29 protein-coding genes and 2 tRNA genes are annotated in these 26,867 nt (G+C 64.9%); 17 read left to right on the top strand and 14 right to left on the bottom strand.

Annotated elements, in window-relative coordinates:
* Positions 1 to 221: 221 nt before the first annotated feature.
* Positions 222 to 746 carry a fasciclin domain-containing protein gene (locus ACWW1C_RS27540; RefSeq protein ID WP_455984464.1) on the bottom strand — a complete coding sequence of 175 codons (525 nt, stop codon included), beginning with the start codon at positions 744 to 746 and terminating at the stop codon, positions 222 to 224.
* Between ACWW1C_RS27540 and ACWW1C_RS27535 the strand changes: the two genes are divergently transcribed.
* The 6 genes from ACWW1C_RS27535 (at position 643) to ACWW1C_RS27510 (ending at position 6,196) form a co-directional block, all read left to right on the top strand.
* Complete coding sequence (locus ACWW1C_RS27535) at positions 643 to 876, top strand: hypothetical protein (protein ID WP_455984508.1); 234 nt, start codon at positions 643 to 645, stop codon at positions 874 to 876. The genes ACWW1C_RS27540 and ACWW1C_RS27535 overlap by 104 nt on opposite strands.
* Positions 877 to 1,043: 167 nt before the next feature.
* The gene (locus ACWW1C_RS27530) at positions 1,044 to 2,705 is read left to right on the top strand and encodes a cytochrome c biogenesis protein DipZ (RefSeq protein WP_455981204.1); all 1,662 of its coding nucleotides are present in this window, start codon (positions 1,044 to 1,046) and stop codon (positions 2,703 to 2,705) included.
* A 197-nt stretch (positions 2,706 to 2,902) separates the two neighbouring features.
* Positions 2,903 to 3,766 carry a cyclopropane mycolic acid synthase family methyltransferase gene (locus ACWW1C_RS27525; RefSeq protein WP_455981203.1) on the top strand — a complete coding sequence of 288 codons (864 nt, stop codon included), beginning with the start codon at positions 2,903 to 2,905 and terminating at the stop codon, positions 3,764 to 3,766.
* A gap of 79 nt (positions 3,767 to 3,845) precedes the next feature.
* Positions 3,846 to 4,730, top strand: a complete 885-nt coding sequence (locus ACWW1C_RS27520) for a cyclopropane mycolic acid synthase family methyltransferase (protein WP_455981202.1) — start codon at positions 3,846 to 3,848, stop codon at positions 4,728 to 4,730.
* Between the two features lie 60 nt (positions 4,731 to 4,790).
* Positions 4,791 to 5,516 (top strand): FadR/GntR family transcriptional regulator, encoded by a 726-nt coding sequence (locus ACWW1C_RS27515; protein ID WP_455981201.1) that lies wholly within the window; start codon positions 4,791 to 4,793, stop codon positions 5,514 to 5,516.
* Positions 5,513 to 6,196 (top strand): sterol desaturase family protein, encoded by a 684-nt coding sequence (locus tag ACWW1C_RS27510; protein WP_455981200.1) that lies wholly within the window; start codon positions 5,513 to 5,515, stop codon positions 6,194 to 6,196. The genes ACWW1C_RS27515 and ACWW1C_RS27510 overlap by 4 nt, the downstream gene beginning before the upstream one ends.
* Here the strand turns inward: ACWW1C_RS27510 and ACWW1C_RS27505 are convergent.
* The 4 genes from ACWW1C_RS27505 to ACWW1C_RS27490 all read right to left on the bottom strand — a co-directional run bounded on the left by ACWW1C_RS27505 (position 6,193) and on the right by ACWW1C_RS27490 (position 9,010).
* Positions 6,193 to 6,504 (bottom strand): hypothetical protein, encoded by a 312-nt coding sequence (locus ACWW1C_RS27505; protein WP_455981199.1) that lies wholly within the window; start codon positions 6,502 to 6,504, stop codon positions 6,193 to 6,195. The genes ACWW1C_RS27510 and ACWW1C_RS27505 overlap by 4 nt on opposite strands.
* 30 nt (positions 6,505 to 6,534) lie before the next feature.
* A complete protein-coding gene (locus ACWW1C_RS27500) occupies positions 6,535 to 7,164 on the bottom strand; it encodes a hypothetical protein (protein WP_455981198.1) in 630 nt (209 codons plus the stop codon).
* Between the two features lie 115 nt (positions 7,165 to 7,279).
* Positions 7,280 to 8,182, bottom strand: a complete 903-nt coding sequence (locus tag ACWW1C_RS27495; protein ID WP_455984463.1) for an undecaprenyl-diphosphate phosphatase — start codon at positions 8,180 to 8,182, stop codon at positions 7,280 to 7,282.
* A 6-nt stretch (positions 8,183 to 8,188) separates the two neighbouring features.
* Positions 8,189 to 9,010, bottom strand: a complete 822-nt coding sequence (locus ACWW1C_RS27490; protein ID WP_455981197.1) for a crotonase/enoyl-CoA hydratase family protein — start codon at positions 9,008 to 9,010, stop codon at positions 8,189 to 8,191.
* 43 nt (positions 9,011 to 9,053) lie between these two features.
* Here ACWW1C_RS27490 and ACWW1C_RS27485 point away from each other — a divergent pair, with 43 nt between their 5' ends.
* Positions 9,054 to 9,608 carry a TIGR03086 family metal-binding protein gene (locus tag ACWW1C_RS27485; RefSeq protein WP_455981196.1) on the top strand — a complete coding sequence of 185 codons (555 nt, stop codon included), beginning with the start codon at positions 9,054 to 9,056 and terminating at the stop codon, positions 9,606 to 9,608.
* Here ACWW1C_RS27485 and ACWW1C_RS27480 read toward each other — a convergent pair.
* Positions 9,586 to 10,644 carry a histidinol-phosphate transaminase gene (locus ACWW1C_RS27480; protein ID WP_455981195.1) on the bottom strand — a complete coding sequence of 353 codons (1,059 nt, stop codon included), beginning with the start codon at positions 10,642 to 10,644 and terminating at the stop codon, positions 9,586 to 9,588. The genes ACWW1C_RS27485 and ACWW1C_RS27480 overlap by 23 nt on opposite strands.
* 127 nt (positions 10,645 to 10,771) lie before the next feature.
* Between ACWW1C_RS27480 and ACWW1C_RS27475 the strand changes: the two genes are divergently transcribed.
* The 4 genes from ACWW1C_RS27475 (at position 10,772) to ACWW1C_RS27460 (ending at position 13,274) form a co-directional block, all read left to right on the top strand.
* Positions 10,772 to 10,863 (top strand) — tRNA-Ser (locus tag ACWW1C_RS27475).
* 23 nt (positions 10,864 to 10,886) lie between these two features.
* Positions 10,887 to 10,959 (top strand) — tRNA-Arg (locus tag ACWW1C_RS27470).
* A 101-nt stretch (positions 10,960 to 11,060) separates the two neighbouring features.
* Complete coding sequence (locus ACWW1C_RS27465; protein ID WP_455981194.1) at positions 11,061 to 12,266, top strand: adenylate/guanylate cyclase domain-containing protein; 1,206 nt, start codon at positions 11,061 to 11,063, stop codon at positions 12,264 to 12,266.
* 60 nt (positions 12,267 to 12,326) lie between these two features.
* A complete protein-coding gene (locus tag ACWW1C_RS27460) occupies positions 12,327 to 13,274 on the top strand; it encodes an oxygenase MpaB family protein (protein ID WP_455981193.1) in 948 nt (315 codons plus the stop codon).
* Here ACWW1C_RS27460 and ACWW1C_RS27455 read toward each other — a convergent pair.
* From ACWW1C_RS27455 to ACWW1C_RS27445, 3 genes are all read right to left on the bottom strand, one after another.
* Positions 13,271 to 14,029, bottom strand: a complete 759-nt coding sequence (locus tag ACWW1C_RS27455) for a nuclear transport factor 2 family protein (protein ID WP_455981192.1) — start codon at positions 14,027 to 14,029, stop codon at positions 13,271 to 13,273. The two genes, ACWW1C_RS27460 and ACWW1C_RS27455, sit on opposite strands and share 4 nt — an antisense overlap.
* A gap of 69 nt (positions 14,030 to 14,098) precedes the next feature.
* The gene (locus tag ACWW1C_RS27450; protein ID WP_455981191.1) at positions 14,099 to 14,755 is read right to left on the bottom strand and encodes a TetR/AcrR family transcriptional regulator; all 657 of its coding nucleotides are present in this window, start codon (positions 14,753 to 14,755) and stop codon (positions 14,099 to 14,101) included.
* A gap of 60 nt (positions 14,756 to 14,815) precedes the next feature.
* Positions 14,816 to 15,382 (bottom strand): TetR/AcrR family transcriptional regulator, encoded by a 567-nt coding sequence (locus tag ACWW1C_RS27445; RefSeq protein ID WP_455981190.1) that lies wholly within the window; start codon positions 15,380 to 15,382, stop codon positions 14,816 to 14,818.
* A 51-nt stretch (positions 15,383 to 15,433) separates the two neighbouring features.
* Between ACWW1C_RS27445 and ACWW1C_RS27440 the strand changes: the two genes are divergently transcribed.
* A complete protein-coding gene (locus tag ACWW1C_RS27440; protein ID WP_455981189.1) occupies positions 15,434 to 16,003 on the top strand; it encodes a DUF308 domain-containing protein in 570 nt (189 codons plus the stop codon).
* On the opposite strand, the gene ACWW1C_RS27435 is transcribed toward ACWW1C_RS27440, so the two are convergent.
* Both ACWW1C_RS27435 and ACWW1C_RS27430 read right to left on the bottom strand, forming a co-directional pair.
* The gene (locus ACWW1C_RS27435) at positions 16,000 to 17,337 is read right to left on the bottom strand and encodes a WS/DGAT/MGAT family O-acyltransferase (protein WP_455981188.1); all 1,338 of its coding nucleotides are present in this window, start codon (positions 17,335 to 17,337) and stop codon (positions 16,000 to 16,002) included. The two genes, ACWW1C_RS27440 and ACWW1C_RS27435, sit on opposite strands and share 4 nt — an antisense overlap.
* Before the next feature lie 7 nt (positions 17,338 to 17,344).
* A complete protein-coding gene (locus tag ACWW1C_RS27430; RefSeq protein ID WP_455981187.1) occupies positions 17,345 to 18,034 on the bottom strand; it encodes a TetR/AcrR family transcriptional regulator in 690 nt (229 codons plus the stop codon).
* Positions 18,035 to 18,131: 97 nt separating this feature from the next.
* Between ACWW1C_RS27430 and ACWW1C_RS27425 the strand changes: the two genes are divergently transcribed.
* Positions 18,132 to 18,689, top strand: coding sequence for an ester cyclase (locus tag ACWW1C_RS27425; RefSeq protein WP_455981186.1), 558 nt, complete (start codon positions 18,132 to 18,134; stop codon positions 18,687 to 18,689).
* Complete coding sequence (locus tag ACWW1C_RS27420) at positions 18,686 to 19,477, top strand: MBL fold metallo-hydrolase (protein WP_455981185.1); 792 nt, start codon at positions 18,686 to 18,688, stop codon at positions 19,475 to 19,477. The genes ACWW1C_RS27425 and ACWW1C_RS27420 overlap by 4 nt, the downstream gene beginning before the upstream one ends.
* On the opposite strand, the gene ACWW1C_RS27415 is transcribed toward ACWW1C_RS27420, so the two are convergent.
* From ACWW1C_RS27415 to ACWW1C_RS27405, 3 genes are all read right to left on the bottom strand, one after another.
* Positions 19,474 to 22,314 (bottom strand): MMPL/RND family transporter, encoded by a 2,841-nt coding sequence (locus tag ACWW1C_RS27415; protein ID WP_455984462.1) that lies wholly within the window; start codon positions 22,312 to 22,314, stop codon positions 19,474 to 19,476. The two genes, ACWW1C_RS27420 and ACWW1C_RS27415, sit on opposite strands and share 4 nt — an antisense overlap.
* A gap of 20 nt (positions 22,315 to 22,334) precedes the next feature.
* On the bottom strand, positions 22,335 to 22,733 hold the full coding sequence (locus ACWW1C_RS27410) for an MmpS family transport accessory protein (protein ID WP_455984461.1): 399 nt from the start codon (positions 22,731 to 22,733) through the stop codon (positions 22,335 to 22,337).
* 175 nt (positions 22,734 to 22,908) lie between these two features.
* Entirely contained in the window at positions 22,909 to 23,373 is a 465-nt protein-coding gene (locus ACWW1C_RS27405) for a hypothetical protein (RefSeq protein ID WP_455981184.1), read from the bottom strand.
* 127 nt (positions 23,374 to 23,500) lie between these two features.
* Here ACWW1C_RS27405 and ACWW1C_RS27400 point away from each other — a divergent pair, with 127 nt between their 5' ends.
* From ACWW1C_RS27400 to ACWW1C_RS27390, 3 genes are read left to right on the top strand one after another with little or no spacing between them, the layout of a single operon-like run.
* Complete coding sequence (locus ACWW1C_RS27400) at positions 23,501 to 24,469, top strand: phosphotriesterase family protein (RefSeq protein ID WP_455981183.1); 969 nt, start codon at positions 23,501 to 23,503, stop codon at positions 24,467 to 24,469.
* Entirely contained in the window at positions 24,469 to 24,960 is a 492-nt protein-coding gene (locus ACWW1C_RS27395) for a metallophosphoesterase family protein (RefSeq protein WP_455981182.1), read from the top strand. The genes ACWW1C_RS27400 and ACWW1C_RS27395 overlap by 1 nt, the downstream gene beginning before the upstream one ends.
* Before the next feature lie 12 nt (positions 24,961 to 24,972).
* Entirely contained in the window at positions 24,973 to 26,856 is a 1,884-nt protein-coding gene (locus tag ACWW1C_RS27390; protein ID WP_455984460.1) for an alkyl/aryl-sulfatase, read from the top strand.
* Positions 26,857 to 26,867 lie beyond the last annotated feature (11 nt).

Raw genomic sequence — 26,867 nt, 5'->3', positions numbered from 1 at the left:
AGTCGGGCACAGTCTGTGTGGCGGGGCGGATCAGCTGGATCGCGATACAACAGGTGAGGCGTGCGCTGAGCACGGCCGTGCGTACGACGATCCGGACGGTGCAGCGCAGCTTATTCATCTGCAGTCCCTAAATCGTTATTAGCCAGCAGGTTTGGCTGATCGAACGGCCCGCGGTTGTTGGGTGAGGTCCGCGGGCCGTTCGTGGTATCAGTAGCGGTAGGTCACGGCGTGGGTGGCATAAGGACCGTGTCGATCATGTAGACGGTGGCGTTTGCGGTTTTCACGCCGCCGCAGACCAGTGCGGCACCGTTGACTTTCAGGTCCGCACCGCTGCCGGTCACCGTGACCGGCGCACCCTGCAGGGTGTTGTGTGAGCCGGCAACCGCAGTGGGTGAGAGTTGGCCGTCCACAACGTGATAGGTGAGGATTCTTGTCAGCGTGGCCGAGTCCGTCTTCAGCGAATCCAGGGTTGATGCGGGCAGTTTCTTGAACGCGTCGTCGGTGGGCGCGAACACCGTGTATTGGCCGCTGTTGAGGGTGGCTACCAGGTCGACGTTCGGATTCAGTTTGCCCGACAGTGCCGCCGTCAGCGTGGTCAGCATCGGGTTGTTCGATGCCGCAACCGCGACCGGGTCGGCGGCCATGCCGGCGACCGAACCGGGCCCGGTCGGCACCTGCTGGGCGTACGACGAACACCCGGGGCCGACGAGTTCGCTTCCGGCGGAAGCCGATCCCATCGCCGGCATCGCACTTGATGCTGAACTCATGCTGCTGGTTGCCGGTGGTGGGGTCGACGAAGATGTGCTGTCGTTGGAGCACGCAGTCAAGGCGATCGCGGCTAACACCGTGACGCCGGCGGCGGCCAACCGTGGGTGATGAGTGTGCTGCATCCGTTTCTCCTTTGTCGCGACGACCAGGGTCGCCGTTGGGGGCCTGCACTGATGGTTCGCAGCCGAAGCGCTTTCGGATAGGCCGATGACCGCGTCGCATACCGAAGGAGTGTTCGCGGCCATCCGGGCCCCACGTGGTTCCGAATTACCGGTGTGCTTGCTCTGATATTGATCGGCCTGCTGGGCGGGCTCCTCACGGGCATTTCGCCGTGCATCGTGCCGGTGCTTCCGGTGATTTTCCTGTCCGGCACCGGGGACCCTCGACGGCCGGTGTGGGTGGTCGCCGGGTTGGTGGTCAGCTTCAGTGCGAGCACGCTGGCCGGCTCGACCCTACTGGCGCTACTTCATCTGCCCGCCAACGTGATTCGGTGGACCGGCCTGGTCTTGCTGGCATTGCTCGGGCTGGGCCTGATCGTCCCCGCGATCGAGTCGGTGCTGGAGCGTCCGTTCGCGCGCATCCCGCAACGTCCGGTCGATGCGACGCGCGGCGGGTTCGGACTGGGCTTGGTGCTCGGCCTGGTGTTCGTGCCGTGCGCGGGGCCGGTGCTGGCCGCGATCGTCGTTGCCGGTGCCACCGGGTCCTTCGGGTCGCAGACGATCGCGCTGATCCTGGCCTTCGCGGTCGGTGTCGCCGTGCCCTTGCTGGTGTTCGCAATGGCTGGGCAGCGGATCACCCGGCGGGTCAGCGCTTTTCGGCACCGGCAGCGCGCGATCCGCCGCGTGGGTGGGGTGGTGATGGTGGCGCTCGCGGTGGCGTTGGCGTTCGATCTGCCCGCGGCGCTGCAGCGCGTGATCCCGGACTACACCGCCGGACTGGAGCACGCCGCCGGCGCCGACCGGCTGGAGCAGAAACTGAATCTGGGTGGCATCGTCACCGATGAGAACCGCCAACTGTCCAATTGCCATGACGGCAGCCACGCGCTGGAAGATTGCGGGCCGGCCCCAGCGATCCGGGGCATCGACCAGTGGCTGAACGGCCCGCCACTGGATCTGAAGGCGTTGCGCGGCAAGGTCGTGCTCGTGGATTTCTGGGCGTACTCGTGCATCAACTGCCAACGGTCGATTCCCCACGTCACGGCCTGGTACGACACCTACCGCAATGACGGTTTGGTGGTGATCGGGATGCACACCCCGGAATACGCCTTCGAAAAAGTGCCGGCCAACGTCGCCGCCGGCGCCAGGAAACTCAGCATCTCTTATCCGATCGCGCTGGACAACGCATTTGCCACATGGACCGCCTACCGGAACCGGTACTGGCCCGCCCGGTACCTGATCGACCGCCATGGTGAGGTCCGGCAGATCCAGTTCGGCGAAGGCGGCTACGACGTCACCGAAAAGCTGATCCGCCAACTGCTCACCGACGTCAACAGCGAGGTGAACCTACCGCCGCCCACCGGTATGGGCGACACCGCCCCGGCGTCCGGCCAGACACCAGAGACGTTCCTGTCGGTCGGCAAAGTTGTCAACTATGGCGGGCCCGGACGTTATGACCAGGGCGAAACCACGTTCAGCTTTCCACCAACTCAGGCGGATGACACTTTCGCGCTCAGCGGCCGGTGGCTCCTGGACTATCAGGGCGGCACCGCACGCAGCGCGACGTCGGCGATCCGGCTGCGCTATCACGCCAAAACCGTATACATCGTTGCGGGCGGCACGGGCAGACTGACGGTCGATCACGACGGGACCGCAACCACGGTGCCGGTCAACGGAGCACCCAATACCTATCGGCTTGCTGCCGCCGACCGCGTACAGCCCGGGGAGTTGCTGGTGCGCGCAACCCAGGGCGTACAGGTGTACTCGTTCGCCTACGGCTGACCCCCGGGCGATATCCCGCATTGCACCCATCCGCTGTGGGGTGCCGCCACGAATACAGGTCATCAGGGCGGTCAACCCGCACCGCCCCGATACACGTGTTCGGAACATCGCGCCCGTGCATGGCCGCCCGAAGGCGGTCGTGCCTGGGTGCACGATCAGTGCTACCCCACGTTTTGGTGGGAAAGGATGCAATTGCCATGGCAGAGAAGCTCAAGCCGCATTTCGCGGATGTGCAGGCGCACTACGACCTGTCGGACGATTTCTTCCGGCTGTTTCTTGATCCGAGCCAGACCTACAGCTGCGCGTTCTTCGAGCGCGAGGGCATGACGCTGGAGCAGGCTCAGTTGGCGAAGATCGACCTCGCGCTGGGCAAGCTGGGCCTCGAGCCCGGCATGACGCTGCTCGATATCGGCTGCGGCTGGGGCGCCACGATGCGGCGCGCCGTGCAGAAATACGACGTCAACGTTGTCGGTCTGACCCTGTCGAAGAATCAGGCCGGTCATGTCGAGCACCTGCTCGACGGGATGCCCACCACCCGCTCACGACGAGTCCTGCTGGAAGGCTGGGAGCAGTTCGACGAGCCGGTGGACCGGATCGTGTCGATCGGAGCGTTCGAGCATTTCGGTCACGACCGTTATCCGGCGTTCTTCCAGATGGCCTATGACGCGCTGCCGGCCGATGGAGTGATGCTGCTGCACACCATCTGCGGCCTGGAACCGCGCCATGCCGCCGAACTCGGCATCCCGCTGACCTTCGAGTTGGCCCGGTTCGTGAAGTTCATCTTGACCGAGATTTTCCCGGGGGGCCGGCTGCCCTCGGCCCCGATGGTCCACGATCACGCTGCGGCGGCCGGATTCACGGTGACCCGGGTCCAGTCACTACAGCCCCACTACGCGACGACCTTGGACTGCTGGGCCCAGGCACTCGAAGCCCACCGCGACGATGCCATCGCCATCCAATCGGCCGAAGTTTACGACCGCTACATGAAATACCTGACCGGCTGCGCCGATATGTTCCGCCTGGGCCAGGTCGACGTCAACCAATTCACCCTCAAGAAGTAGCGGGATCACTCCGCCCTGTCACCACTCCGCCACACATACGCTCGACACGGGTGTGTCGGGCTGGAAGGTAAACCCAGATATGTCCACACATTCCCACGACGATATGCGCCCGCATTTCGAGGAAGTACAAGCCCACTACGACCTGTCCGACGAATTCTTCGGCCTGTTTCAGGATCCGTCGCGCACCTACAGCTGCGCGTATTTCGAACCTGAGACCTTGACCCTGGAAGAGGCGCAGATCGCGAAGATCGACCTCAACCTCGACAAACTCGGACTCACGCCCGGGATGACGCTGTTGGACATCGGCTGCGGCTGGGGCGCCACCGCCAAGCGCGCCGTCGAGAAATACGACGTCAACATCATCGGACTCACCCTGTCGAAGAATCAACAGGCCTTCACCCAGCAACTCCTGGACGACATCGACACCGACCGGACCCGACGGGTGCTGCTGCACGGCTGGGAAGAGTTCGACGAACCCGTCGACCGGATCGTGTCCATCGAGGCCTTCGAACATTTCGGTTTCGACCGGTATCCGGATTTCTTCAAGAACTGCTTCGAAATTCTGCCCGCCGACGGCCGGATGACGATTCAGAGCAGTGTCGGCTACCACCCGTACCAACTGAACGCGGACGGAAAGAAAGTCACCTTCGAAACCGCGCGATTCATCAAATTCATGGTCACCGAAATCTTCCCCGGCGGCCGGATTCCGACCACGGACATGATGATCGAGCACGGTGAACAAGCCGGATTCGAGGTTCCCGAAGCGATCTCACTGCGCCCGCACTACATCCGGACGCTCAACATGTGGGGCAACGCACTGCAGGCCAACCACGCGAAAGCTGTTGAGGTCCAATCAGAAGAGGTATACCAGCGGTTCATGAGATACCTGCGCGGCTGCGAACGCTACTTCACCGAAGGCATCCTCGACGTCACCCTCGCCACATACCGCAAACCCGCGGCCTAGCAGCGGTAGTAATTGGTAATACCACTAGACCTCTTACCTCTAGCGGGTTAAGGTCGTCGCATGGAGTTGATCGCGATCAAGCGACGCTCGGCTGCCGACGAGGTGCACGACCAGCTGCTCAAGCAGCTCGTCGCGGGTGCGCCGCCGCCGGGCTCACGGCTGCCGAGCGAACGCAAACTGGCCGAAGTGCTGGGCGTTTCGCGCCCCGTGGTGCGCGAGGCGATCCAGCGTCTCGTCGCATCCGGTCATCTCGACGTGCGACAGGGCGACGGTGCCGTCGTCAACGACATCATGCTCACCGGTGGGCTGGACCTGCTGCCGCATCTGCTGGTCGACGTGCCCGACGGCGCAGTGGTGAACCCGGCGGTGGTGCGCAGCGTGCTCGAGGTGCGTGGCTACCTCGGGCCGTGGATCGCGGAGAAGGCGGCGACGCGTTCGGGGGCGGCGCTCACCCAGGCGCTGACCGAGGTGCTCGCCGACCTCGACAGCGCGCAAACCGGGGCCGAGCAGCAGCAGGCGGCGCTGGCCTTCTGGGGATGTCTTGTGCGCGGGGCGGATTCGATTGCGATGACGCTGATCTACAACGGCATGCGACGGGTGTACGAGCCGATGTTGTCGGTGGTGGCCGACGCTGTTGCTGCCGCGGAACCCGCGGATCTGTACCGAGACCTCGCGGCAGCAGTGACTTCAGGTGACGGGGCCGCCGCCCGCAGCGCAGCGGTGACAGTGCTCAGCGGCGCGAGCGTCGTCCTCGGCGGGTTCCTCGACGAGATGGAGAAGGCATGACGACGGTTCGCACCACCACCCGCGCTCGGGGTGTGACGCTGCGCCGGGCGGCCCGCGAGTTCTGGCGTCACCCCACGCCGTGGATGATCGTTGCCTACCTGGTCGGCGCGCTGACCGGGCGAATCGTCTTGGCTGACTTTGCTGTTCGTGAACTGTGGATACCCGTGGTGGTAGTGGTGTTGCTCCCGTTCATCGAGTGGCTGATCCATGTTTTCGTATTGCATTGGAAGCCGAGGGATCTCGGGCCGGTCCGGCTGGACACGCGGTTGGCGCGAGATCACCGCCGGCACCACGCAGACCCGCGCGATGTCGATCTGGTGTTCATCCCCACCCGGAGCCTGCCCTGGGCGCTGGCGATCCTCGGCGTTGCTGCGCCACTTGGTATCGGCGCGCTCATCGGCACCCCGCTGACCGGCACGCTGTCGTTCATGGTGGTCGGGGCGCTGACGCTGCTGGGCTACGAGTGGGTGCACTATCTGGTGCATACCGATTACAAGCCGCGGACGCGGTTGTACAAGGCTGTCTGGCGCAATCACCGGCAGCACCATTTCAAGAACGAGCACTACTGGTTCTCCGTCACCACATCGGGTATCTCCGACCGGGTGCTCCGCACTTACCCGGACCCCGCGACCGTCGAGACCAGCCCGACGGCGAAGAACCTGCACGGGTCGCTGAATTAGCCTCCCTTACACGAGATGTCGACCCACACCGTGGTGAACTTCGTGCGGTCGATGATGGCGCCCGAGCCATCGACGTTGTCATTGCGCAGGCCTTCGATGCCGAGGACTTTGCACCCCGACAACGGATAGACGACGGCGCCGTTGATGAGAACGTTGAACCCTTGCGCCTGAAGCGCATTGATGGTGTCCTGTGCGTTGCCGAAGCCGCCGGGACCACCTACGGCATCCGCCGGCCCTGCTAAGGCTGTTGCCGAAGCGATGAGGGCACCCACGGCAGCGGCGGCGGCCGCCCGGCTGATTTTGGGCATGCGAGTACTCCGATTGTGCTGCTGAAGGTTTCAGGGCTGGACGAACTGCTTTACGAAGGCGATCAGGTCGTCTTTGGGCGGCGGCACGTTGTACGGCTTGGTCTGCGTGTCGTCGTCGAATGACATGAACATCGGACAGGTGGTGTCCGTACCGGACAACTCGGTGCTGCCGAGCTCTTTCCCGGTCGCAGCCACCCGGACGGTGACGGTGTAAGCGGTGGCCCGCAGGTCGACCTTGTTGGCCGTCGAGTGCCCGTTGTCCTGATAGCCGGTGCACTCCTTGACGGACTGTTCATCTTTGGTCTCGACGCACACCACGGTGTCGATGGCGGCATAGGTGTCGCGATTGGCGTCGAACTGCACTGTCCAGTCCAACGGCAGGGTGCTGGTGTCCTCGACGAGTCCGTGGTTCAGCGGAGTGAACAGAATCGTCTTGTGGGACTTCGAGTTCGGACTGTAGCCGGCCGCACGTGATTGTGTTGCGCCCTGGCAGACGGGCATGAAGTCCGCGCTCGTCAGCGTCGCGGGCGCGGGTGAGGTGATGGGGTCGAGTGTGGGTGCTGGTTTCGCGGCGTCACTATTGGAACAGGCGACGAGAAACGCGAGGGCGGTTCCCGCAACCACGAGGGTGGCGATGTGGGCGCGATTGAGTTGGGGCACTTCGGATTTCTTTCACCTGGGACGAATTGCCATGGGCTGGCTGCCACTAACAGATAGGTAGCGGGGTTACAGCCCAGGGCAATTCGTCCTCTTCAGGTGCGGAGAACGCCCTCGCTCAGCGCAGCGTCAGCCACGCCAGACTGCCGAGGCCGGCGACCGCGCAGTAGATCGCGAACGGCGTCAGCGTGCGGGTCTCGAAGTACTTCACCAGGAACCGCACCGACAGGTACGCCGCGACGAACGCCGCCGCACTGCCGGCCAGCACCTGGCCCCCGATCCCGTCGCCGGCCGGGCCGAACAGTTCCGGAATCTTGAGCGCGCCGGCGGCCAGGATCACCGGGGTTGCCAGCAGGAACGAGAACCGCGCGGCGTCCTCATGGGACAACCCACGCAGCACGCCGGCGACCATGGTTGCGCCGGAGCGGCTGATGCCGGGCAGCAGCGCCAGAATCTGGGCTGCGCCGATACCCATCGCCTCCGGGATAGGGAGGCGGGCGAGGCGTTCATCGGATTCGTTGAGCGCTTCCGAGTGAACGGCAGCTGGCACGGCCGAAGCGGTTCGATGCCGAAGGCGTTCGCCGACAAAGAGAACGACGCCGTTGATGGCCAGGAACGCCGCCGCCGGCACGGGCTTGCCCAGCGAAGTGCGGAGGGCATGATCGAGTGCCAGCCCGGCGATGCCGACCGGGATCGTCGACAGGATCAGCAGCCACGCCAGCCGCTCGGCCGAGGTGGTGATCTTCCGGTTCTTGATGGACGTGAACAGTCCGCCGATGACGGCGACCCAGTCCTTGCGGAAGAACACCAGCAGTGCCAAGGCCGTCGCGACGTGCACGGCCACCAGGAACGCGAGGTACGGCGACTTGTCAGCCGTCATGTCGAGGTCTTTGGCCCACTGGCCGCCGACCAGGGCCGGCACCAGGATCGAGTGGCCCAGGCTGGACACCGGGAACAGCTCGGTGACACCCTGGAACGCGCCGACCACAATCGCTTCGATGTAGTTGAGGCTCAAGGTGATTGGTCCTTACTCGCCCTTGAACTCCGGCGCGCGCTTCTCGAACATCGCGGTGATGCCCTCGGTCAGATCCTTCGACGCGATGAACGCCGAGTTCCAGGCCGCCACGTACCGCAGGCTGGCCGAAACCCGTTCCGTGCGTTGCTCGTCCAGCACGTCCTTGACGCCATGCACCGTCAGTGGCGGGTTGGCGGCGATCTCGCGGGCGGTCTCGTGTGCGGCGGCCAGCGAGGCGTCGGCGTCGGCGAAGACGTCGTTCACCAGGCCGATCTTCTCGGCGCGCGCGGCGTCGATGTCCTTGCCCGTCAACGCAAGTTCACGCAGATGGCCGTCGTTCAGGATCAGCGGCAGCCGGGCGAGCGAACCCACGTCGGCGACGATGGCCAGCTTGACCTCGCGGACCGAGAACTTGGCGTCGGCGCTGGCGTACCGGATGTCGACCGCGGAGATCAGGTCGACGCCACCACCAATGCACCAGCCCTGGATCGAGGCGATGGTCGGCGTGCGGCAGTCGGCGACGGCGGTGATCGCGCCCTGCATGCCGCGCACCATGGTGTGGAACTCAGCTCGCTCCTTGGCCAGCCCACCGCCCAGCATCGGCGCCAGCATGCCGCCCATGGCGGGCAGGTCCAGCCCGTAGCTGAAGTTGCGGCCCGATCCGGTGAGCACGATGGCCCGCACGTCGGGGTCGGCGTCCAGGGCGGCAAAGGCCACCGGCAGCTCGGCCCAGAAGGCCGGGCCCATGGCGTTGCCCTTGCCGGGGCCGAGCAGCGTGACCTGTGCGACGTGGTCCTTGGTCTCAATGGAGAGCGATTCAAAGCTTTCAGCCATGATCCGCAGGCTAGCCGGTGAACCTGGGCGTAGCGTCTCGCCCATGACGATTCCGTCGGATGTGATCGAGGCCGGCGAGGCCAGTCTGGACGTTCTCGAGCAGGTGTTGAGCGGTCTCGCGCCTGACGATGCGGCGCGGCAGACACCGTGCGCCAAGTTCGATGTGGCAGCCCTCACCGATCACCTCATGAATTCCATCACCGTGATCGGCGGGATCGCGGGCGCGCAACTGCCGGAACGCGACGCCAGTGCGCCGATCGTCGACCAGGTGACCGCGGCTGCGCGGCCCGCCCTGGCGGCGTGGCGCACGCGGGGGTTGGAGGGCACCGTCGCGGCGGGGCCCGGCGAGATGCCGGCCGCGCGAGTCGCCGGCATCCTGTCGCTCGAATTCCTCGTTCACGCGTGGGACTACGCCACCGCCGTCGGCCGCACGGTGGATGCCCCCGATGACCTCGCCGAGTACGTCCTGGGGCTGACGAAGGCCGCTGTCAGCCCCGCCGCGCGGGCTGCCGTCGGGTTCGACGATCCCGTCGAGGTGCCGGCCGACGCGAGCCCGCTGGATCAGCTGATCGGCTTCACCGGCCGCCGCGCCAGCTGACGGCGAAGTCCAGGAACAGGTTGTTCTCGCGCGGCACCGTGACGGTGACGCGCACCCCCTCCTGGCCGTAGGGCCGCACCAGCAGCTTGTTGTCGGCCGCCTTGTCGACGAAGTCGACGGTGTCTTCGGGGCTCAACGGCAGCCAGACGAAGTTTGCCTGCGAATCGGGCAGCTCGAACCCCGCGTCGCGCAGTGCGGCGCTGACCCGGGCCCGTTCGGCGACCACGGCGTCGGTGCGGGCCAACAGTTCGTCGGCGGCGTCCAGACAGGCAATGGCGGCGGCCTGGCTGACGCTGGTCGCGGTGAACGGCACGTACACCTTGCCCAGCGCCGTGACGATGTCCTCGTGTGCGACGGCGTAGCCGATCCGCAGTCCGGCCAGCCCGTAGGCCTTCGAGAAGGTGCGCAGGACGACGACGTTCGGGTGCTTGCGCACCAGCGCCAGGCTGTCCGGCAGCAGGCCATCGCGGATGTACTCGACGTAGGCCTCGTCCAGGACGACCAGGATGTGCGGCGGGACCTTGGCGACGAACTCGGCCAGCTTGGCCGGTTCGACGACCGTCGAGGTGGGGTTGTTCGGGTTGCAGACAAAGATCAGCCGGGTGCGGTCGGTGATCGCGGCGAGCATGGCGTCCAGGTCGTGCGTGTGATCGGCCAGCGGGACGGGCACGGGTGTCGCCCCGGCGGTGCGGACCTGCAGCGGATAGATCTCGAAGCTGCGCCACGCGAACAGCACCTCATCGCCGACCGAGGACGTGATCTGGACGAGCTGCTGGCACAGGCTCACCGACCCGCAGCCCACCGAAATCTGGTTGGGCGCGAACCCCACGTAGGCGGCCAGCCGCTCACGTAATGCCGCGTAGCCGTTGTCGGGGTAGCGGTTGATGTTGTCCATGGCCGCGACGATCGCTTCGCGGACACTCGGCAGCGGTCCGTCGACGGTCTCGTTGCTGGCGATCTTGATGGCGCCGGGCACCGTACGACCGGGGGTGTAGGCAGGCAGGGCGTCCATCTCGGGGCGCAGGCGGGCGGTCACCCGGGACAGTCTAGGTGTCTCTCGAATGTGGCCCTGGCGTCGCGCTTTGCCTTTCCTGGTGTTCACTGTGTACCGTATGCCCTCGGCGGTTCCGGGGTGCGAGAGTCCGGTAACCTCGGAGCGTTCAGGAGGCGTGCCAGAGCGGCCGAATGGGACTCACTGCTAATGAGTTGTCCCCCTTACAGGGGACCGGAGGTTCAAATCCTCTCGCCTCCGCCACATAACTGAATAGTTGTAACCATGCGCCCGTAGCTCAATGGATAGAGCACCTGACTACGGATCAGGAGGTTAGGGGTTCGAGTCCCTTCGGGCGCACAACGGATAACAGGCCAGAAGCTGATACTTCTGGCCTGTTGTCATTTCTGGGCGTCGCGATCTGCCCGGCCACGTGCACCTCCGGCGATAGGCTCCGGGTCATGTCGCCAGGGGCCTCGTCCACGGAGAGCCTGGCGCGCCGCCGGCGCGTGCTGATCGTGGCGGCCCGGATCGGTGCGGTGGTTGCCGCGTTCCTGGGTGCCTTGTCGGTGCTCGCCGGCGGCACCGGGGTCTGGATCGGGGCTCTGGCGATCCTGACCGCCCCTGTCTATCTGGTGGTGGTCCCCAGGCTGTACCGCTTCGGTGAACTCCACGCACCGGTGACTTTCATCGGCATCGCGTACTTCGTGACCACCCTGGTGACTTCTTACGTGGGGCGAGGATCCGGCCAGCAGCTGTACTTCCTCGTCGTCGCATCCCTGGTGGTGGTGATACTCGGGATCGAGCACATTGTGCTGGCGTCAGCGATCGCCGCAGTGGGGGCAGGCATCATCATCGCGCTGCAGTTCCTGGTGCCGGCGGACACCGGGGTTCAGCCCCAGTGGGCCACGGATGTCGGGTTCGTCACCTCGGTGTTTTCGTCGTGGGTGCTCGTGGTCGCGACCATCTGGTACGCGATGCGCGAAATCGACCGTGCGGAAGCGGCTTTGGCGGTCGAGTACGACCGCTCCGAGTCGCTGCTGGCCAACATCCTGCCGGCGAAGATCGCGCAACGGTTGAAGGATCCGCACCGCGACATCATTGCCGACCGGTACGATGAGGCCTCGGTGCTGTTCGCTGATATCGCCGGATTCACCCAGCGTGCAAGCGATTCCACGCCCACCGAGTTGGTCAGGTTTCTGGACGGCCTCTATACCCGACTGGACACACTGGTCGACCACCATGGCCTGGAGAAGATCAAGACCAGCGGTGATTCGTACATGGTCGTCAGCGGGGTGCCCGAGCCGCGGCCCGACCATCTCGAAGCGCTCGCCTCGTTGGCTCTGGAGATGGTCGAAGCGGTTGCCGCGCTGACGGACCCGAAGGGACGGGCGGTGCCGCTGCGGATCGGCTTGGCCACCGGTCCGGTGGTCGCCGGTGTGGTCGGCGCGCGAGAGTTCTTCTACGACGTGTGGGGTGACGCGGTCAATGTCGCGGCACGGATGGAGACCACCGACGTCGTCGGCCGAATCCAGGTGCCGCAGAACGTCTACGAGCGTCTCAAGGACATCTTCGTGCTCGAGGAGCGTGGCGCGGTCGAGGTCAAGGGCAAGGGCGTGATGCACACCTGGTATCTGGTCGGCCGCCAAGCCCGTTCGACGCGCTGACTCGCATTGGTCCGTGGATGCTGTTGACAGCCGTCAAATCATCGGAAACACTCGTTTCTCATGACGGTTGGAGTGGTGTGGGCCAGCGATCCGGATGCTGAGGATCATGGATTCTTCGGGCCGACGTCGGTCGCGTGGCGAGTGCTGACGACGCCGGCGGTCGCCTTGATGATCGCGCAGATCACCAATCTGCTCGAAGTGCCGCATGTGGAGTTTCAATCGGTGTTGCTCGACCACGACCCGCTCTATCCCACCAACGCCAAGCGTCAGCGAAATTGGCAGGGGTCAGGTGGTGGCCGCTTTCATGACCGCATCGGCCGCACGGTGGCGGTGCCCTTTCCCATCCTGTTTGGTGATCGCAAGACCGCACAGCATTGCGCCAGAAAACTTTTCAACTATCACCGACCGATGCGCGGCGTCGACCGCGACAATGGCACCAGCTATTCGGCAACCGACCCGGAGACCATGCTGTTCGCGGCGACGACCATCACGCACGGCGGATTGCTTGCGTACGAGAACTTCGCGGTGTCAGGGATCGGTGGCGCGCGTCCGCTGGAGGCCGACGAACGTGACCAGTACTTCGCCGAAATGGTGGAGTTGGCCGTCCTGATGGGGGTGCCGCGTGACCGAGTTCCCGCGAGTACAGCGGATTTGGCGCTCTACTACGCATCGCTGTCGGACAAGTTCAGGTACCGGGACGGTTGGAACCGTGCACAATTGCGTACCGCCCTCGGCTTACTCAGGCCTTCCGGCGTGGCCGACCTGCCCAGGGTGATTGCCGATGTGGCACTGATGAATTCATCGTTGTTGGCGGTGGCCGCACTGCCGAGACCGTCGCGTCGACTCAACCAGATTCCCCGCGTGGCCGATCCGCTCTTGGACGCTTGTCGCCTCGCCAGCCTGCCGGTGTTCGCGGTGCTGCAGACCTCGGCAGGCCGGCCGATCCGCCGGGCGCTCATCGGCGCCGACAACCTCGCTGCGGTCGACGCTGTGCGGGCCCTGATCTAACGGAAGCCGGTGAGTGCGGTGAGCTGCTTGCGCGCCTGCCCGAACAGCGCCGGTACCCGGCTTGCCGCGAACAATGCGTGGGTCAGCCGGCTGTTTCCGCTCGGCATGATGCCGACGCGCTGCAGGCCGTCGAGCATGTCGTAAAGGGTTTCACCCTCCTGCATCAGCCCGTCTGAATTGAAGTGATAGCGGTCGACGGCGGGTGCCTGAAGGAACTGGCCGTTGCCGTAAACCCTTGGCGCGGAATCATCGAACGGGTGCAATCTGAGGGGGCCGGTCCAATGTCCGCTGCCGATGTAGCGGATCACCGTCCGGACGGTGCCGTCGGGCTGAACGTCGAGGTAGACCTGGTCCGGCAGCGGATCGTAGCGCCAGTCGGGGATGGCTTCGAAGAATGCGAAGTTGTAGGTGACGAATTCGTCGATGCCTTCGATGGTGTGACCGAACGTGCTGACGTCGGTGTATTTGATGTCAGGGGCGTAGAGCTCGTGGTTGAGGTCCATGTCGCGGACCAGGAAGCTCCACCAGTACTTCTTGGCCCAGGTCATCACCCAGGACAAGTCGGTGTCGAATGCCGCGCTGTAGTGCTCGAGCTTGCGATCGAAGTCGACGAACCACTGCGCCGTCATCTGCTGCAGTTCGTGCTCTTGGTGAACCCGAATCGGCACAGCACGATTCGAGTTGAGGTAGGTGGGGACGTGTCCCTTCAACCGCGGTTGTTTGAGGGCTAGCTGGAACTGTTCTTCGTCGAACATCGGGTTCTCCTGTCGGCGGCTCGCCAAGCTATCGGAAACGAGTGTTTCTCATAACTTGACGCGTGTCAATCACTTCCCGTCAGGTTGGGTGGACAGCACCGCCCAGGTGATGTCCGTGCAGTAGGTGATCAAGTCGTCCCTACTGAAATCCGATGTACCGGACAGCCATTCGATGAATACGGCGGCGAGCCCGCCTGCCAGCAGCGTGGACTCCAGGCTGCCGTAGCGCGCCTTGCGCTGTTTGGCTGGTGCCGGAAGAGTCAGCTCCTTCACCGCGCGCATGAACTTCGGCAGCGTCATGACCGCGTGGGTGCGCAGGAAGTTGTTGGTCAACGCTTCGCCGAAGATGATGCGACCGTCTTCGGGATGCTTCTCCAGATGTGAGATCGCGGTGTCGAACACGGAGCGCAACACCCGACGTGCCGCGGCCGGATCCGGTGCGCCGGCGGCGAAGTCTGCCGGCGCAGCGCTGGTTACCGCGATCAGCAACTGCTGCACCGACTGTTCGTACGTGGCGAGCAGTAGCGAGTCGGTATCCGGAAAGCACTCGTAAAAATGGCGTGGGCTGACGCCCGCCGCTCGGCACACTGCTCGGACGGCGAGCGCCGAGCCGCCCTGCTTGCCGACGATGTCACGGCAGGCGACCAGCATGCGGTCCCGACGTTCGTCGATGCGCTCGTCGGATGAGGTTCCGCGCCAGCGGTTCTCATCATCGTTTGGTGACATCGCGAACAGTTCCTTTCGGGCACACAATCGTTTCCTGGAGCGATATACCGCGGCGGAAGGTCAATCGTGTCCGAGTCGTCGGGGGTTGCCCAGTCGAGCGGTGATTGAATCATTGATGTCGTCGGCGGGGCCGGCTTCTCGGTCGGTGAGCCCTGTCGCGGCCCTGAGAAATGGCCCGAACAGTCGCCAACCCAGCTGTAGCGCCAGCGCGTCCGCGGTGGCGACGCGTGCGGTGTGCTCGTCGCCGTGGTGTTCGCGGGCGGCCGCGACAAGCTGCTCGACGTTCGGGAAGTGGTGTTGCAGCTGGCCGATGTCGAAGCCGTCCAGCAGCGTACGGGCGATCACCTTCCAGTTGCGTTCGGCGCGGGCTTCGATCATCTCGCGTGGCCCGTCCGCGTCGCGTGCGGCCACCAGGTCGTCGGCGAGGTAGGCGAGGACGGACGCCACAATGGCTTCCTTGTTGCCGATGTAGCGAAAGATCAAGCCGGCGTTGATCCCCGAACTGTTGGCGATATCGCGAAGGGACGTCGCCGCCGGGCCCCGGTCGGCGAACAAGTCGGCTGCGTGGGACAGCACGACCGGGCGGATGCGCGCGCCGGGGTCGTCCTTCGCGCTTGCCTTAGTCATTCGACTAATCTACCGTTTAGTCGATCGACTACGGAGCTGGCGGGAGCTTGAATGACGGAGACGACTCGCGAGGCGCCGCGTACGAGCGAAGGCAACGCGTGGCTCAAACGCTATTACCTGACCCGAGCGGCGTTCTCCCTTGCCTGGGTTGCTGCCGCCACTGGCGCGGCCAACAGCATGGGTGCCGTGATCGGAGCGCTCCTTCTGATCTATCCAGCGTGGGACGCGGTCGCCAATCTCGTTGACGCACAGCGCAATGGGGGAGTCAGGCGCAATCCCACCCAGGCCCTGAACGCCGCGGTCAGCGTCGTCACGACCTGCGCCGTCGCCGTCGCGCTGGCCGCGAGCATGAATGCGGTGCTCGGCGTGTTCGGCGTGTGGGCAGCTCTGGCGGGCCTTCTTCAACTCGCGACCGCGGTGCGCCGCTGGAAAACCCATGGGGCACAGTGGCCCATGGGTTTCAGCGGCGTCCAGTCGGCATTGGCGGGTGGGATGTTTCTCGTCCTGGCGAATGCGCCCGAGGTTCCGCGCATGACCGTCTTCGTTCCCTACGCGGCCTTCGGCGCGTTCTACTTCCTGATCGCGGCGATATGGCTGGCCGTGCGCGATGCGCGCCGCTAGGCGGCGGCCTGTTCGAGTTCGTCGAGGGCCCCACGGGCGTACACCGCCAGACGCTGCAGATGCGGCATGGTGTCGCGGCAGCCGACGAACCCGAGGATGACCTTGTCGGTGTAACCGACCAGGGTGATGTTCAGCCCGTAGCCGTCGCACAGGAATGAGACGGGAGCGATCAACTCCAGCTGGGCGCCGCCGAGGTACAGCGGCTCCCTGGTGAGGACGACGTTGGACACCGTCAGGTTGAAGAGGGGCGGAATCTTGGTCAGCGCACCGGTTTTCTGACCGATGGTCAGCGGCAGCAGGCCCATCAACGTGTAGTGGTTCAACGCGTTCGGTGACATCGCGAGCAGTTCCTTCTTGCCGCGCGCCGTCGAGGCGTTGATCACCGCGAGCCGCTGCAGTGGATCGGATTCCGTTGTCGCCAAGGGGCAGACGAATCCCGCGGCCGCGTTCAGGGTGTCCTCGTCCCGCTCCCAGCCGACCGGCACCGAGGCAGTCAGCGTCTGGTCGGGCAGCTCGCCGAGTTCGTCCAGATAGCGACGCAGCGCTGCCCCGCAGACGGCGAGCGTGACGTCGTTGACTGTTGTCTCGGTGGCCTTGGCGACGGCCTTCAGGCGTCCCAGTTCGAGGACCTCGACCGCCAACCGACGCTGCGGGGTGAGCGTCGCGTTGAAGGGCGCCCGTGGTGTGCCGAGCGTCGCCCCGACGTGGCTGTTGGCGCCTCCGATCATCCCGACCAGACTCTTCACCAACTCGGCCGAGCCGGTGACGCCGTCGGCCGTCCGGTTCCACAGCTCGTAAGCAACCGACGCGATGCGGTTGCGGTCGGGCACCTCGGCCTTCGGCCCGACCTCGGATAGTGGCACATACCGATCCGGCTCGGTGCTCAGCCATTTCTTGATGGTGTTGATGGCGCCCATGCCGTCGACCGCGCAGTGGTGAGCCTTGAAGTACATGGCGAAGCGGCCGCCGGAGAGGCCCTCGATGAAGTGCGCCTCCCACAGCGGCCGCCGCATGTCGAGCGGGTGCGCATGCAAGCGCGCGACCAGCTTGCCCAGATCGGCCTCGCTCCCCGGGTATGGCAGTGCCGACAGTCGGACGTGATAATCCGAATCGGGCTGCACGGAGTGCCATTCGGGGAAGATGCCGTCGACGACCTGACTGTCGAACGGGAACGGCAGAAACGAGAGGCCGGAGAACGCCTCGTAGAGGCCGCGGACGTAATCAGGGCCGGCATCGTCGGGCAACCGGAACGTAAGCAGCGCGCCGATGTGCATCGGCGTCCGGTCGGCCTCCATCCGGTAGAACATCGTGTCGACAGCACTCAGCAACCGCATGGCATGACTATGTCAAGGCGTCGGTGTCCGCGAGCTGGAACGCGACGAAATCCACCAGTAGATCCACGCCCGACTCGAACTCCTCGTCCCGGTCGAAGTGGGCGAGATGAGCGGCCGACGCCGCCACCGCGGATAACCCGGAGGCCTCGAGTTCTCCTTGCCGGCGGGCGATGTCGTCAGGATCGCTGCTGCCGAACGTGGGGCTAGCGGACACCTCGCGCAGCAGCATCCCGACAACTGCGGCGACCAGTACGCGGGTGAGTCGCACGGCGTGCTCGGGTCCGGCGCCGGCCTGACGCAGTACCGCCAACACCGCTTCGACAGGCGTGAGTCCGGCCAGTGTCGATTGCTGGCGGGTGAGCACCAGAGGCGCCGCCTCGGGATGCGTCAGTGTCACTCGCCGGAACTCGTGGGCCAGGGCCGTCAGGTCGGTCCGCAGGTCGCCTGTCGGCTCGGGCGCGCCCAGTTGTCCGAGGAGGTACTCGGCGACCGAGTCGAGCAGGTCGTCCTTGTCGGCGACATGGTGGTACAGGCTCTTCGCGTCGACACCGAGCAGCCGGCTGACCGACCGCATGCTCACCCCGGCGATGCCGTCCCGGTCGATCACCGTCAGCGCTGCCTCGCGGATCGCCGACCGGGTCAACTGCGCCTCCGCCTTCGGCGGTCTCCCGCGGCGAGGCGCTTGGGCGGCGTTCATGACGCCCATTGTGGCCCAGACTCTTGCAAATTTCCACACCGTGGGATTAATCTGAGGTTAATCCCACGGTGTGGAAATAATTCCGACAGGAGCTCTCATGACGCATCGCTTCGCCATTCCGCCCGCCGACGTGCTGCAGGCCCGCGAGAAGCTCGTCCTCGACCACTTCCATGACGAGGTCCGTCAGGACTGGGACGACGTGCTCGCGACCTTCCCGCACCCGCACTACGAGATCATTCCGACGCTGACCGTCCACGACGGCGACGCCGACGTCCGCGGCTACTACCACGACACCCGGGTGGCGTTTCCCGATCAGGACCACGAGATCATCGCGCTGCGGCACAGTGCCGACGCCGTCATCGTCGAATTCTGGTTGTTGGGAACACATTTGGGCCCGCTCGGCAGCATCCCGGCCACCGGGTCGCGGCACCGCACCCGCATGACGGCGTACTTCGTGTTCGACGAGAACGAGAACCTGGTCGCCGAACGCATCTACTTCGACACCCTGACGATGCTCAAACAGCTTGTGGGAGGGTTGAATCTGCGTGATCCCCGCAACTGGCCCACCGTCATCCGTGGGCTGCGGGGATTGTTGGCCATGTCCAGTCAGCCCGATGCCCGGCTCATCGAGACCCTGCCCGCAGACCTGGCATGAAAGTCCACCACCTCAACTGCGGCACCATGCATCCGCGGTTCGTCCCCGACGGACTCGTGTGTCACGTGCTGTTGCTCGAAACCGCGTCGAGTCTGGTGCTCGTCGACTCAGGGCTGGGTCTGCGGGACGCGGAATCGCCGGCATCCCGTTTCGGCCCGGCGAGGTTCTACGTCCGCCCGGTGTTCGACCCGAACGAAGCTGCCGTCAACCAGATTCGGACGCTCGGGTTCGAGCCCCGCGATGTCCGGCACATCGTCGTGACGCACTTCGACGCGGACCATATCGGTGGGCTGGCCGACTTTCCCTGGGCGCAGGTGCATCTCACCGACGCCGAGGCGTTCGCCGCGCTGCATCCGACGACCCTCGTGGAGAGGCAGCGGTACCTACCGGCCGGGCACGCGCACGGCCCGATGTTGGTCGAGCATGCCCCCGCGGAGACCGAGTCGTGGCGCGGATTCCCCGGCGCAAAGGAACTCACCGAGATCGCCGACGGCATCGTCCTGATCAACCTGCCCGGCCACACGCGCGGGCATGCCGCGGTTGCCGTCGACGCCGGAGACTGCTGGATTCTGCATGCCGGTGACAGCTTCTACCACCGCGGCCAACTCGACGGCAGCAACACCGCGCCCCGGGCGCTGACCATGATGGAACGCTCCGTCGCCTTCGACTGGAAGCGCGTGCAGGCCAATCATCAACGCCTGAGCGAGCTTTGGGCCGCAGGTCAACCGGACCTGGTCCTTGTCAACGCGCACGATCCGCAGCTGTACCGCCGGGTGGCCGAGGGCTAGACCATCACACCCGGTTTGTATGGCTGCAGCGGCCGCTGCCGGACGAACGTCGGCCACCAGAACCAGGGGCCCAACAGGCGCACCAGGCACGGCACGATGAACGACCGCACCACGAGGGTGTCCAGCAGCAGGCCGATGCAGACCGTCGACCCCATCTGACCGATGGTGCGCAGGTCGCTGGACAGCATGGCCAGCATCGTGAACGCGAACACCAGACCCGCCGAGGTCACCACGCCGCCGGTGCTGCCCAGTGCGCGGATCAGGCCGGTGTTCAAGCCCGCGCCGACTTCTTCTTTGAGCCGGGCCACCAGCAGCAGGTTGTAGTCCGAGCCGACGGCCACCAGCACGATGAACGTCAGCGGCAGGATCAGCCAGTGCAGGTGCAGTCCGATCAGGTGCTGCCAGATGAGTACTGACAACCCGAATGCTCCGGCGTAGGAGAAGGCCACGGTGCCGGGAATGACCAAGGCGGCCACCAGAGATCGCGTGATGATCATCATGATCAGGAAGATCAGCACGAACGCCGCGATGGCCGCGATCAACAGGTCATTCGTGGCGTAGGTCTGGATGTCCAGGTTGTTGGAGCCGGACCCGCCGATGTAGATCTTCGACCCGGCCAGGGACGTCTCTTTCAGCGCGATCTTGATGGCATCGGGGAACTGCTCGACGTGCTCGATGCCCTCCGGTCCCATCGCGTTGCCCTCGTGGGTGACGATGAACCGCGCCGCATGGCCATCGGGCGACATCATCAGGGCCATACCGGTTTTGATGTCGTCGTTGTCGAATGCCTCGTGCGGAATGTAGAAGAAGTCGTCACTGCGTGAAGCGTCGAAGTCGTTGCCGACATTGATCATGTCGTCGAACGTCTGGTCGGTGTTCTTGTTCTGGATGTCCGTAGGGCCGTAGTTGTTGACGATCAGCGCGAGCAGTTGCTGGTTGTCGGCCACCGTCTGCCGCAGCAGTGACACCATCTGCGGCATCAGGCTGTCGACCACCTCCAGCGAGCCGACGGCATTCCCGATATCGGCGGCGAGGTTGTCGACCTTGTCGATCACGTCGAACAGCGATCGGAACGACCAGCACACCGGGATGTCGAAACAGTGTGGCTCCCAATAGAAATACGCGCGGATGGGACGCATGAAATCGTCGAGATTGGCGACGGCGTCACGCATGTCGTTGGTGACCTGCTCCATATCCGCCATGGTCAGCACCGTGGAGTGCAGCTCGTCGGCGAGCTTCTGGGTCAGGTCCGCGGTCTTCTTCAGCACCTCGATGCTGTGCGCGGTGATCTGGGCCTGCTTCTGGGTGTTCTCGTTGTTGTGCTGAGTGAACGGCAGTTGCAGGCCGTTGCCGCTGCCCTGCGTGGTGAAAAGGTAAGGGATGGAGGCGTGTTCGAGAGCCCGGCCCATCGGCCGGGTGATGCTCTGCACCATGGCCACGCCGGGCAGCCGGATCAGTGCCTTGGCGACGCGGTCCAGCGAGATGAAGTCGGCCGAGTTGCGCATGTCGTGATCGGCCTGGACCATCAGCATCTCGCTGAACAACTTGCTCTTCGGGAAGTGCCGGTCGGCGGCCTGAAAACCCTGATTGGCCGGGGCATCTGACGGCTGGTAGGTGCGGTCGTCATAGCTGACCCGGTAGGTCGGGACGAACACCGCACCGACCGAGACGAGCGCGACACTGGCCACCAGGATCGGCTTGGGCCAGCGCACCACGGCGGTTCCGATGCGCCGGTACACCTTCGCCCTGACCGCCTGCTTCGGATCGAACAGGCCGAACAGGCTGCCGACGCTGAGCAGCGCGGGGCCGATGGTCAGCGCACCGGCGATGGTGATCAGCATGCTGACGGCCACGGCGGGGCCCATGGTGTGGAAGTAGTTGAGCCGGGCGAAGGTCAGGCAGGCGCAGGCGCCGGCGATGGTCAGGCCGGAACCGACGATGACGTGTGAAACACCCTTGTACGCGGTGTAATACGCGTCCTCACGACTCTCGCCATTGAGCCGGGCTTCGTGATATCGGCCGATGAGAAAGATGCCGTAGTCGGTGCCCGCGCCGAGGGTGAGGGAGATGACCATGTTGGTGGCGAAGGACGACAGCGGGATGAATCCGTAGTGCCCGAATGCGGAGATGACGCCCTTGACCGAGAGCATCAGCAGGATGACGCCGAAGAACGGCACCAGCATCGTGACGACGGAGCGGTACACCAACAGCAACATGAAGATGATCAGGAACATCGTCGCGATGGTGATGTTGTTCAGGCTGGAGTTGGCGATTTCGACGGTGTCGGCGGCCAGCGGCGCCGCGCCGCTGACGTAAACCTTCAGTCCAGCAGGCGGATTGGAGGTGTTGACGATCTTCCTGACGGCGTCGACCGAGTTGTTGGCCTCCATCTGCCCGATATCGCCGGCCAGTCGTAGCAGCACGTAGGCCGACTTTCCGTCGAGGCTCTGCGCGCCGGCGGCCGTGATGGGCTTGCCCCACGTGTCCATCACGTACTGCACATGCGTGCGATCGGCGTTGAGTGTGCGGACCAGGCCGGCGTAGTAGTCGCGATCCTGTTCGGTCAGCCCGCGATCGGCCTCCAGGACCAGCATGGTGAGGCTGGTGGAAGTGGACTCGTGGAACTCCTTGCCGATGGTCAGCATCGCGACCTGGGAGGGCGCGTACGTCGGGACCATCGGACCGGCGAGTTCCTCGGCGACGCGTTCGATCTGCGGCACAAAGGTGTTGGTGATGACGGCGAGCAGGGCCCAGAAGACGATGATCGGGATGGCCAGGAAGCGAACGGTTCTCGCGACGAAGGGGCGCTCGGCCGCGCTGTGCGCGGGACGAACGATCGGGGCGGTGTCGGTTTCGCTCACGCGGACTTCACCCGGCAGGCGACGTCGGCGTTGCCGTGGTCGTCGGATTGTTCGTCGCGGACAACGTCGTTCACTTTCATCCGGCAGCCGACGCTCCCACCGTGCACCTGAACCGAGATGCTGCCGGAGACCACGGTGAGTGTGGTGGTCTCGGTATGTGACCACGGCAGTTCGGTCAGATCGACCTTGTGTGGGTGGCCGCTGATGTCGACGTACGACAACAGGCCGCCGGAGCCGAGGCTGCCGAACACTTCGTAGGTGAGGGTCTTTGGTGTGAACTCGGGCGGCGCTTGCGGCGGATTGACGGCCAGGACCGGTCCCGGTTCGGAGAACTCGTGGACTTTGACCATGCAGAGCACCCCGACGCCGATCGCGATCAGGGCGACCAACGGCATCCAGGCTCGGGCGAGGGCCCGTCTGGCGGTAGAGCGCTGGCTCACTCGGTCACCTTTCGATGGCTCGGGTATATCAATTAGATTGATATGAGTCGGCGTAAACCTTATCAGCCATTTGACGCTGCCGGAGTCGTGCATATTCCGCCGAGGCAAACGGCGAGGTGAGAGCGTTCAGCTAATTCGCAGAATTCACCAAAGTGACCGTGGACAGCCTCTTCTTGAGCTTGATCACGCGGAAGATTTGGGCGGTGACATTGATGGACGAGATCATCGCGATGACCCCGAGGAAGGTGCGCTCGGACGGGGTGGCGCCGTGCAGCTGTTCCAGGCTGCCGAGCACGTAGAAGCAGCCCAGCGAGAAGATCGTGAGGGGAATGGCGAACGTCATCAAGGTCCGCTGGTTGTCGACCACCTGCGTGGCGTACTCCAGCTCCTCGGGCGTCATCGGTTGGCGCTTGCGGACCTTTGTGAGCACCGTCTGCTTGGCCCGGACGTCCTCGGCCATCGGCAGTTGCGGTTGTTTCCGCAAGCGCTGGACGTAGAAGAACATCACGGTGGCGCCGAACAACAGTGACAGCAGCGCAGCGTCGGCCAACTTGCCGAACAGGTGCCAGTCGGTGCCGAGGAAGTTCCAATTCATGCGGGCAACTCCTTCGCGGTTCGGGATGAGCGGGACGTTACCTCAGCTAACTGGCACATGCAGCCTGTGTCAATTCGGTTGACATGGGGTCTTGATGCTCGGCCACTCATGGCACAGACTGGCGAAGATGACGCACGTGCAGACCGTCAGGGGCCCGGTGCCCGTCGATCAACTCGGGGCGACGCTCATGCACGAGCACGTGTTCATCCTGGGCGACGAGATTCGACAGAATTTTCCGGACTATCCGTCACCGTGGGATGAGGAGACCCGGGTTGCCGACGCGATAGCTCAACTGCGCCAAGGCAAATCACGCGGCATCGACACGATCGTCGATCCGACGGTGATCGGCCTGGGCCGCTACCTGCCGCGTATTCAGCGCGTCAACGAACAGGTCGACATCAACATCATCGTGGCGACAGGCATCTACACGTACAACGACGTGCCGTTCCAATTCCTGCATACCGGCCCGGGCCTGCTGTTCGACGCACCGGAACCGATGGTCGAGCTGTTCGTCAGGGATATCCGCGACGGTATCGCCGACACCGGGGTCAGGGCGGCGTTCCTGAAATGCGCCATCGAACACCAGGGGCTGACGCCCGGGGTGGAGCGCGTGATGCGCGCTGTGGGACAGGCGCACGTGCGGACCGGTGCCCCGATCACGGTGCACACCCACGCGCACAGCCAATCCGGTCTGGTCGCGCAGCAGGTATTCGCGGAGGAGGGGGTGGATCTGTCGAAAGTCGTCATCGGCCACTCCGGCGACAGCACCGACCTCGACTACCTGTGTGCGCTCGCCGACGCCGGGTCGTACCTCGGCATGGACCGATTCGGACTCGACATGCTGTTGCCCTTCGAGCAGCGGGTCGACACGGTGGCCGCGCTGGCCAAACGCGGCTATGCCGAGAAAATGGTGCTGGCGCACGACACCTCGTGTTTCATCGACTGGTTCTCCCACGAGGGCAAGCTTGCCGCGCAACCGAACTGGAAGTTGACCCACATCAGCGACGACGTGCTGCCCGCGCTGCGTGAACGCGGCGTCACCGAAGACCAGCTCACCACCATGCTGGTCGACAACCCTCGGCGCTACTTCAGCTGATGCGCCTACTCCTGATCTCTGACACCCATCTGCCCAAGCGGGCGCGCGATTTGCCCGCCCAGGTCTGGGACGAGGTCGGCCGCGCCGACGTGGTGCTGCATGCCGGCGACTGGGTCGACGTCGCTGTGCTCGACGAACTGGAGCAGCGGGCCAAGCGAGTGGTCGGCTGTTGGGGCAACAACGACGGCGCAGACCTGCGGGCCCGGCTGCCCGAGCGGGCCGATGTCACCCTCGGTGGTGTCCGGTTCACGATTACGCATGAGACCGGTGCATCCGCGGGCCGCGATGCCCGCATGGCGCGGCTGTACCCCGACACCGACGTTCTGGTGTTCGGGCACAGCCACATTCCGTGGGACAGCACGGCGAGTACGGGTCTGAGGCTGCTGAATCCGGGCTCGCCGACCGATCGGCGCCGTCAGCCGCACTGCACGTACATGACCGCGACGATTGGCGACGGTGTTCTCGCGGAAGTTGTGCTGCACGAGCTGTGAGGTGGAAAGGTGATCGGTATGGAGCAGAAGCCGCCCACAGATGCCATCGCCGCTGCCAACCGCACACACATCGACTCACTGCCGTTCGCGGACACCCGGGATTTCGACGACGCCGACCGTGGCTTCATCGCCGCGCTGGAGCCGTGCGTCGTCACCGCTGCGGATGGAAGAGTGGTGTGGGACAACGATTCCTACAGCTTTTTGAACGGCGACGCGCCGGATACCGTGCACCCGAGCCTCTGGCGCCAGTCCCAGCTGTGCGCCAAGCAAGGCCTCTACGAAGTGGTGCCGGGCATTTACCAGGTCCGCGGCCTGGACCTGTCGAACATCAGCTTCATCGAGGGCGACACCGGCATCATCGTCATCGACCCGCTGATTTCCACCGAGACGGCAGCCGCGGCGCTCGCGCTCTACCGCGCGCACCGCGGTGACCGCGAGGTCCGGGCCGTCATCTATACCCACAGCCACGTCGACCACTTCGGCGGCGTACTCGGGGTGACGTCCCAGGCCGACGTCGACGCCGGCAAGGTCGCGATCATCGCGCCTGAGGGCTTCACCGAGCACGCCGTGCAGGAAAACGTCTATGCCGGAACGGCGATGGCCCGCCGGGCGGCGTACATGTACGGAGCGGTGCTCGATCGCGGGCCGCAGGGACAGGTGGGGTGCGGGCTGGGGCAGGTCGGGTCGACGGGTGAGGTTGCGCTGATCGTGCCGACCTTGGACGTGCGCATCACGGGTGAGACACACACCGTCGATGGCGTCGAGATCGAGTTCCAGATGGCCCCCGGCACCGAGGCGCCGGCCGAAATGCACTTCTATTTCCCGAAATTCCGCGCACTGTGCATGGCCGAGAACGCCACCCACAATTTGCACAACCTGCTGACGCTGCGCGGCGCGCTGGTTCGCGACCCACATGGCTGGGCGGGTTACCTGACCGAGGCCATCGACACCTTCTCCGACCGCGCGGACGTCGTCTTCGCCTCGCACCACTGGCCGACCTGGGGTCAGGACAACATCGTCGAATACCTTTCGGTGCAACGGGATCTCTACGCCTACCTGCATGACCAGACGCTGCGCCAGCTCAACCAGGGCTACACCGGCATCGAGATCGCCGAAACCTTCCAGATGCCACCGGCTTTGGAAAAGGCCTGGCACACCCACGGCTACTACGGTTCGGTCAGCCACAACGTCAAGGCCGTCTACCAGCGCTACATGGGTTGGTTCGACGGCAATCCGGGCCGGCTCTGGCAGCACCCGCCGGCCGCTGCCGCCCCTCGATACGTCGAGGCGATGGGCGGCATCGACCGGGTGGTGGAGTTGGCACAGAAGGCGTTCGACGAGGGCGACTACCGTTGGGCGGTAACCCTGTTGGACCATGCCATCTTCACCGACGAGAACCATGCCGCAGCCCGCGCTCTGTACGCGGACACCCTCGAGCAGCTGGCGTACGGTGCCGAGAACGCCGTGTGGCGCAACTTCTTCCTCTCTGGCGCCACTGAGCTGCGCGAGGGCAACTTCGGCACCCCGACCCAGACGGCGTCGCCGTCGATCCTCGGCCAGCTCAGCCCCGAGCAGATGTTCGACACCTTCGCGATCAACATCAACGGCCCGCGGGCCTGGGACCTGAACCTCGCCATCGACGTGACGTTCCAGGACGTCGCGACCAACTACCGGTTGGCGCTGCGTAACGGTGTGCTGGTGCACCGCAAGGTGGTCGCCGACCCGCAGACCGCGCACGCCACCGTCACCCTCGCGAACAAGCTGCGGCTCTTGGCTTTTGCCGCCGGTGACACCAGCTCACCGGGTGTCGAGGTGGCCGGTGACGCGACTGCACTGCCGACGCTGCTGAGCGTGGTCGACCGGCCCGACCCGGCGTTCAACATCATCACGCCGTAGCCGGGCCGGCC

The sequence above is a fragment of the Mycobacterium sp. HM-7 genome (assembly GCF_053852335.1).
The sequence above is the reverse complement of the archived record's forward strand: the minus strand, read 5'-3'. Positions and strand labels throughout refer to the sequence as shown.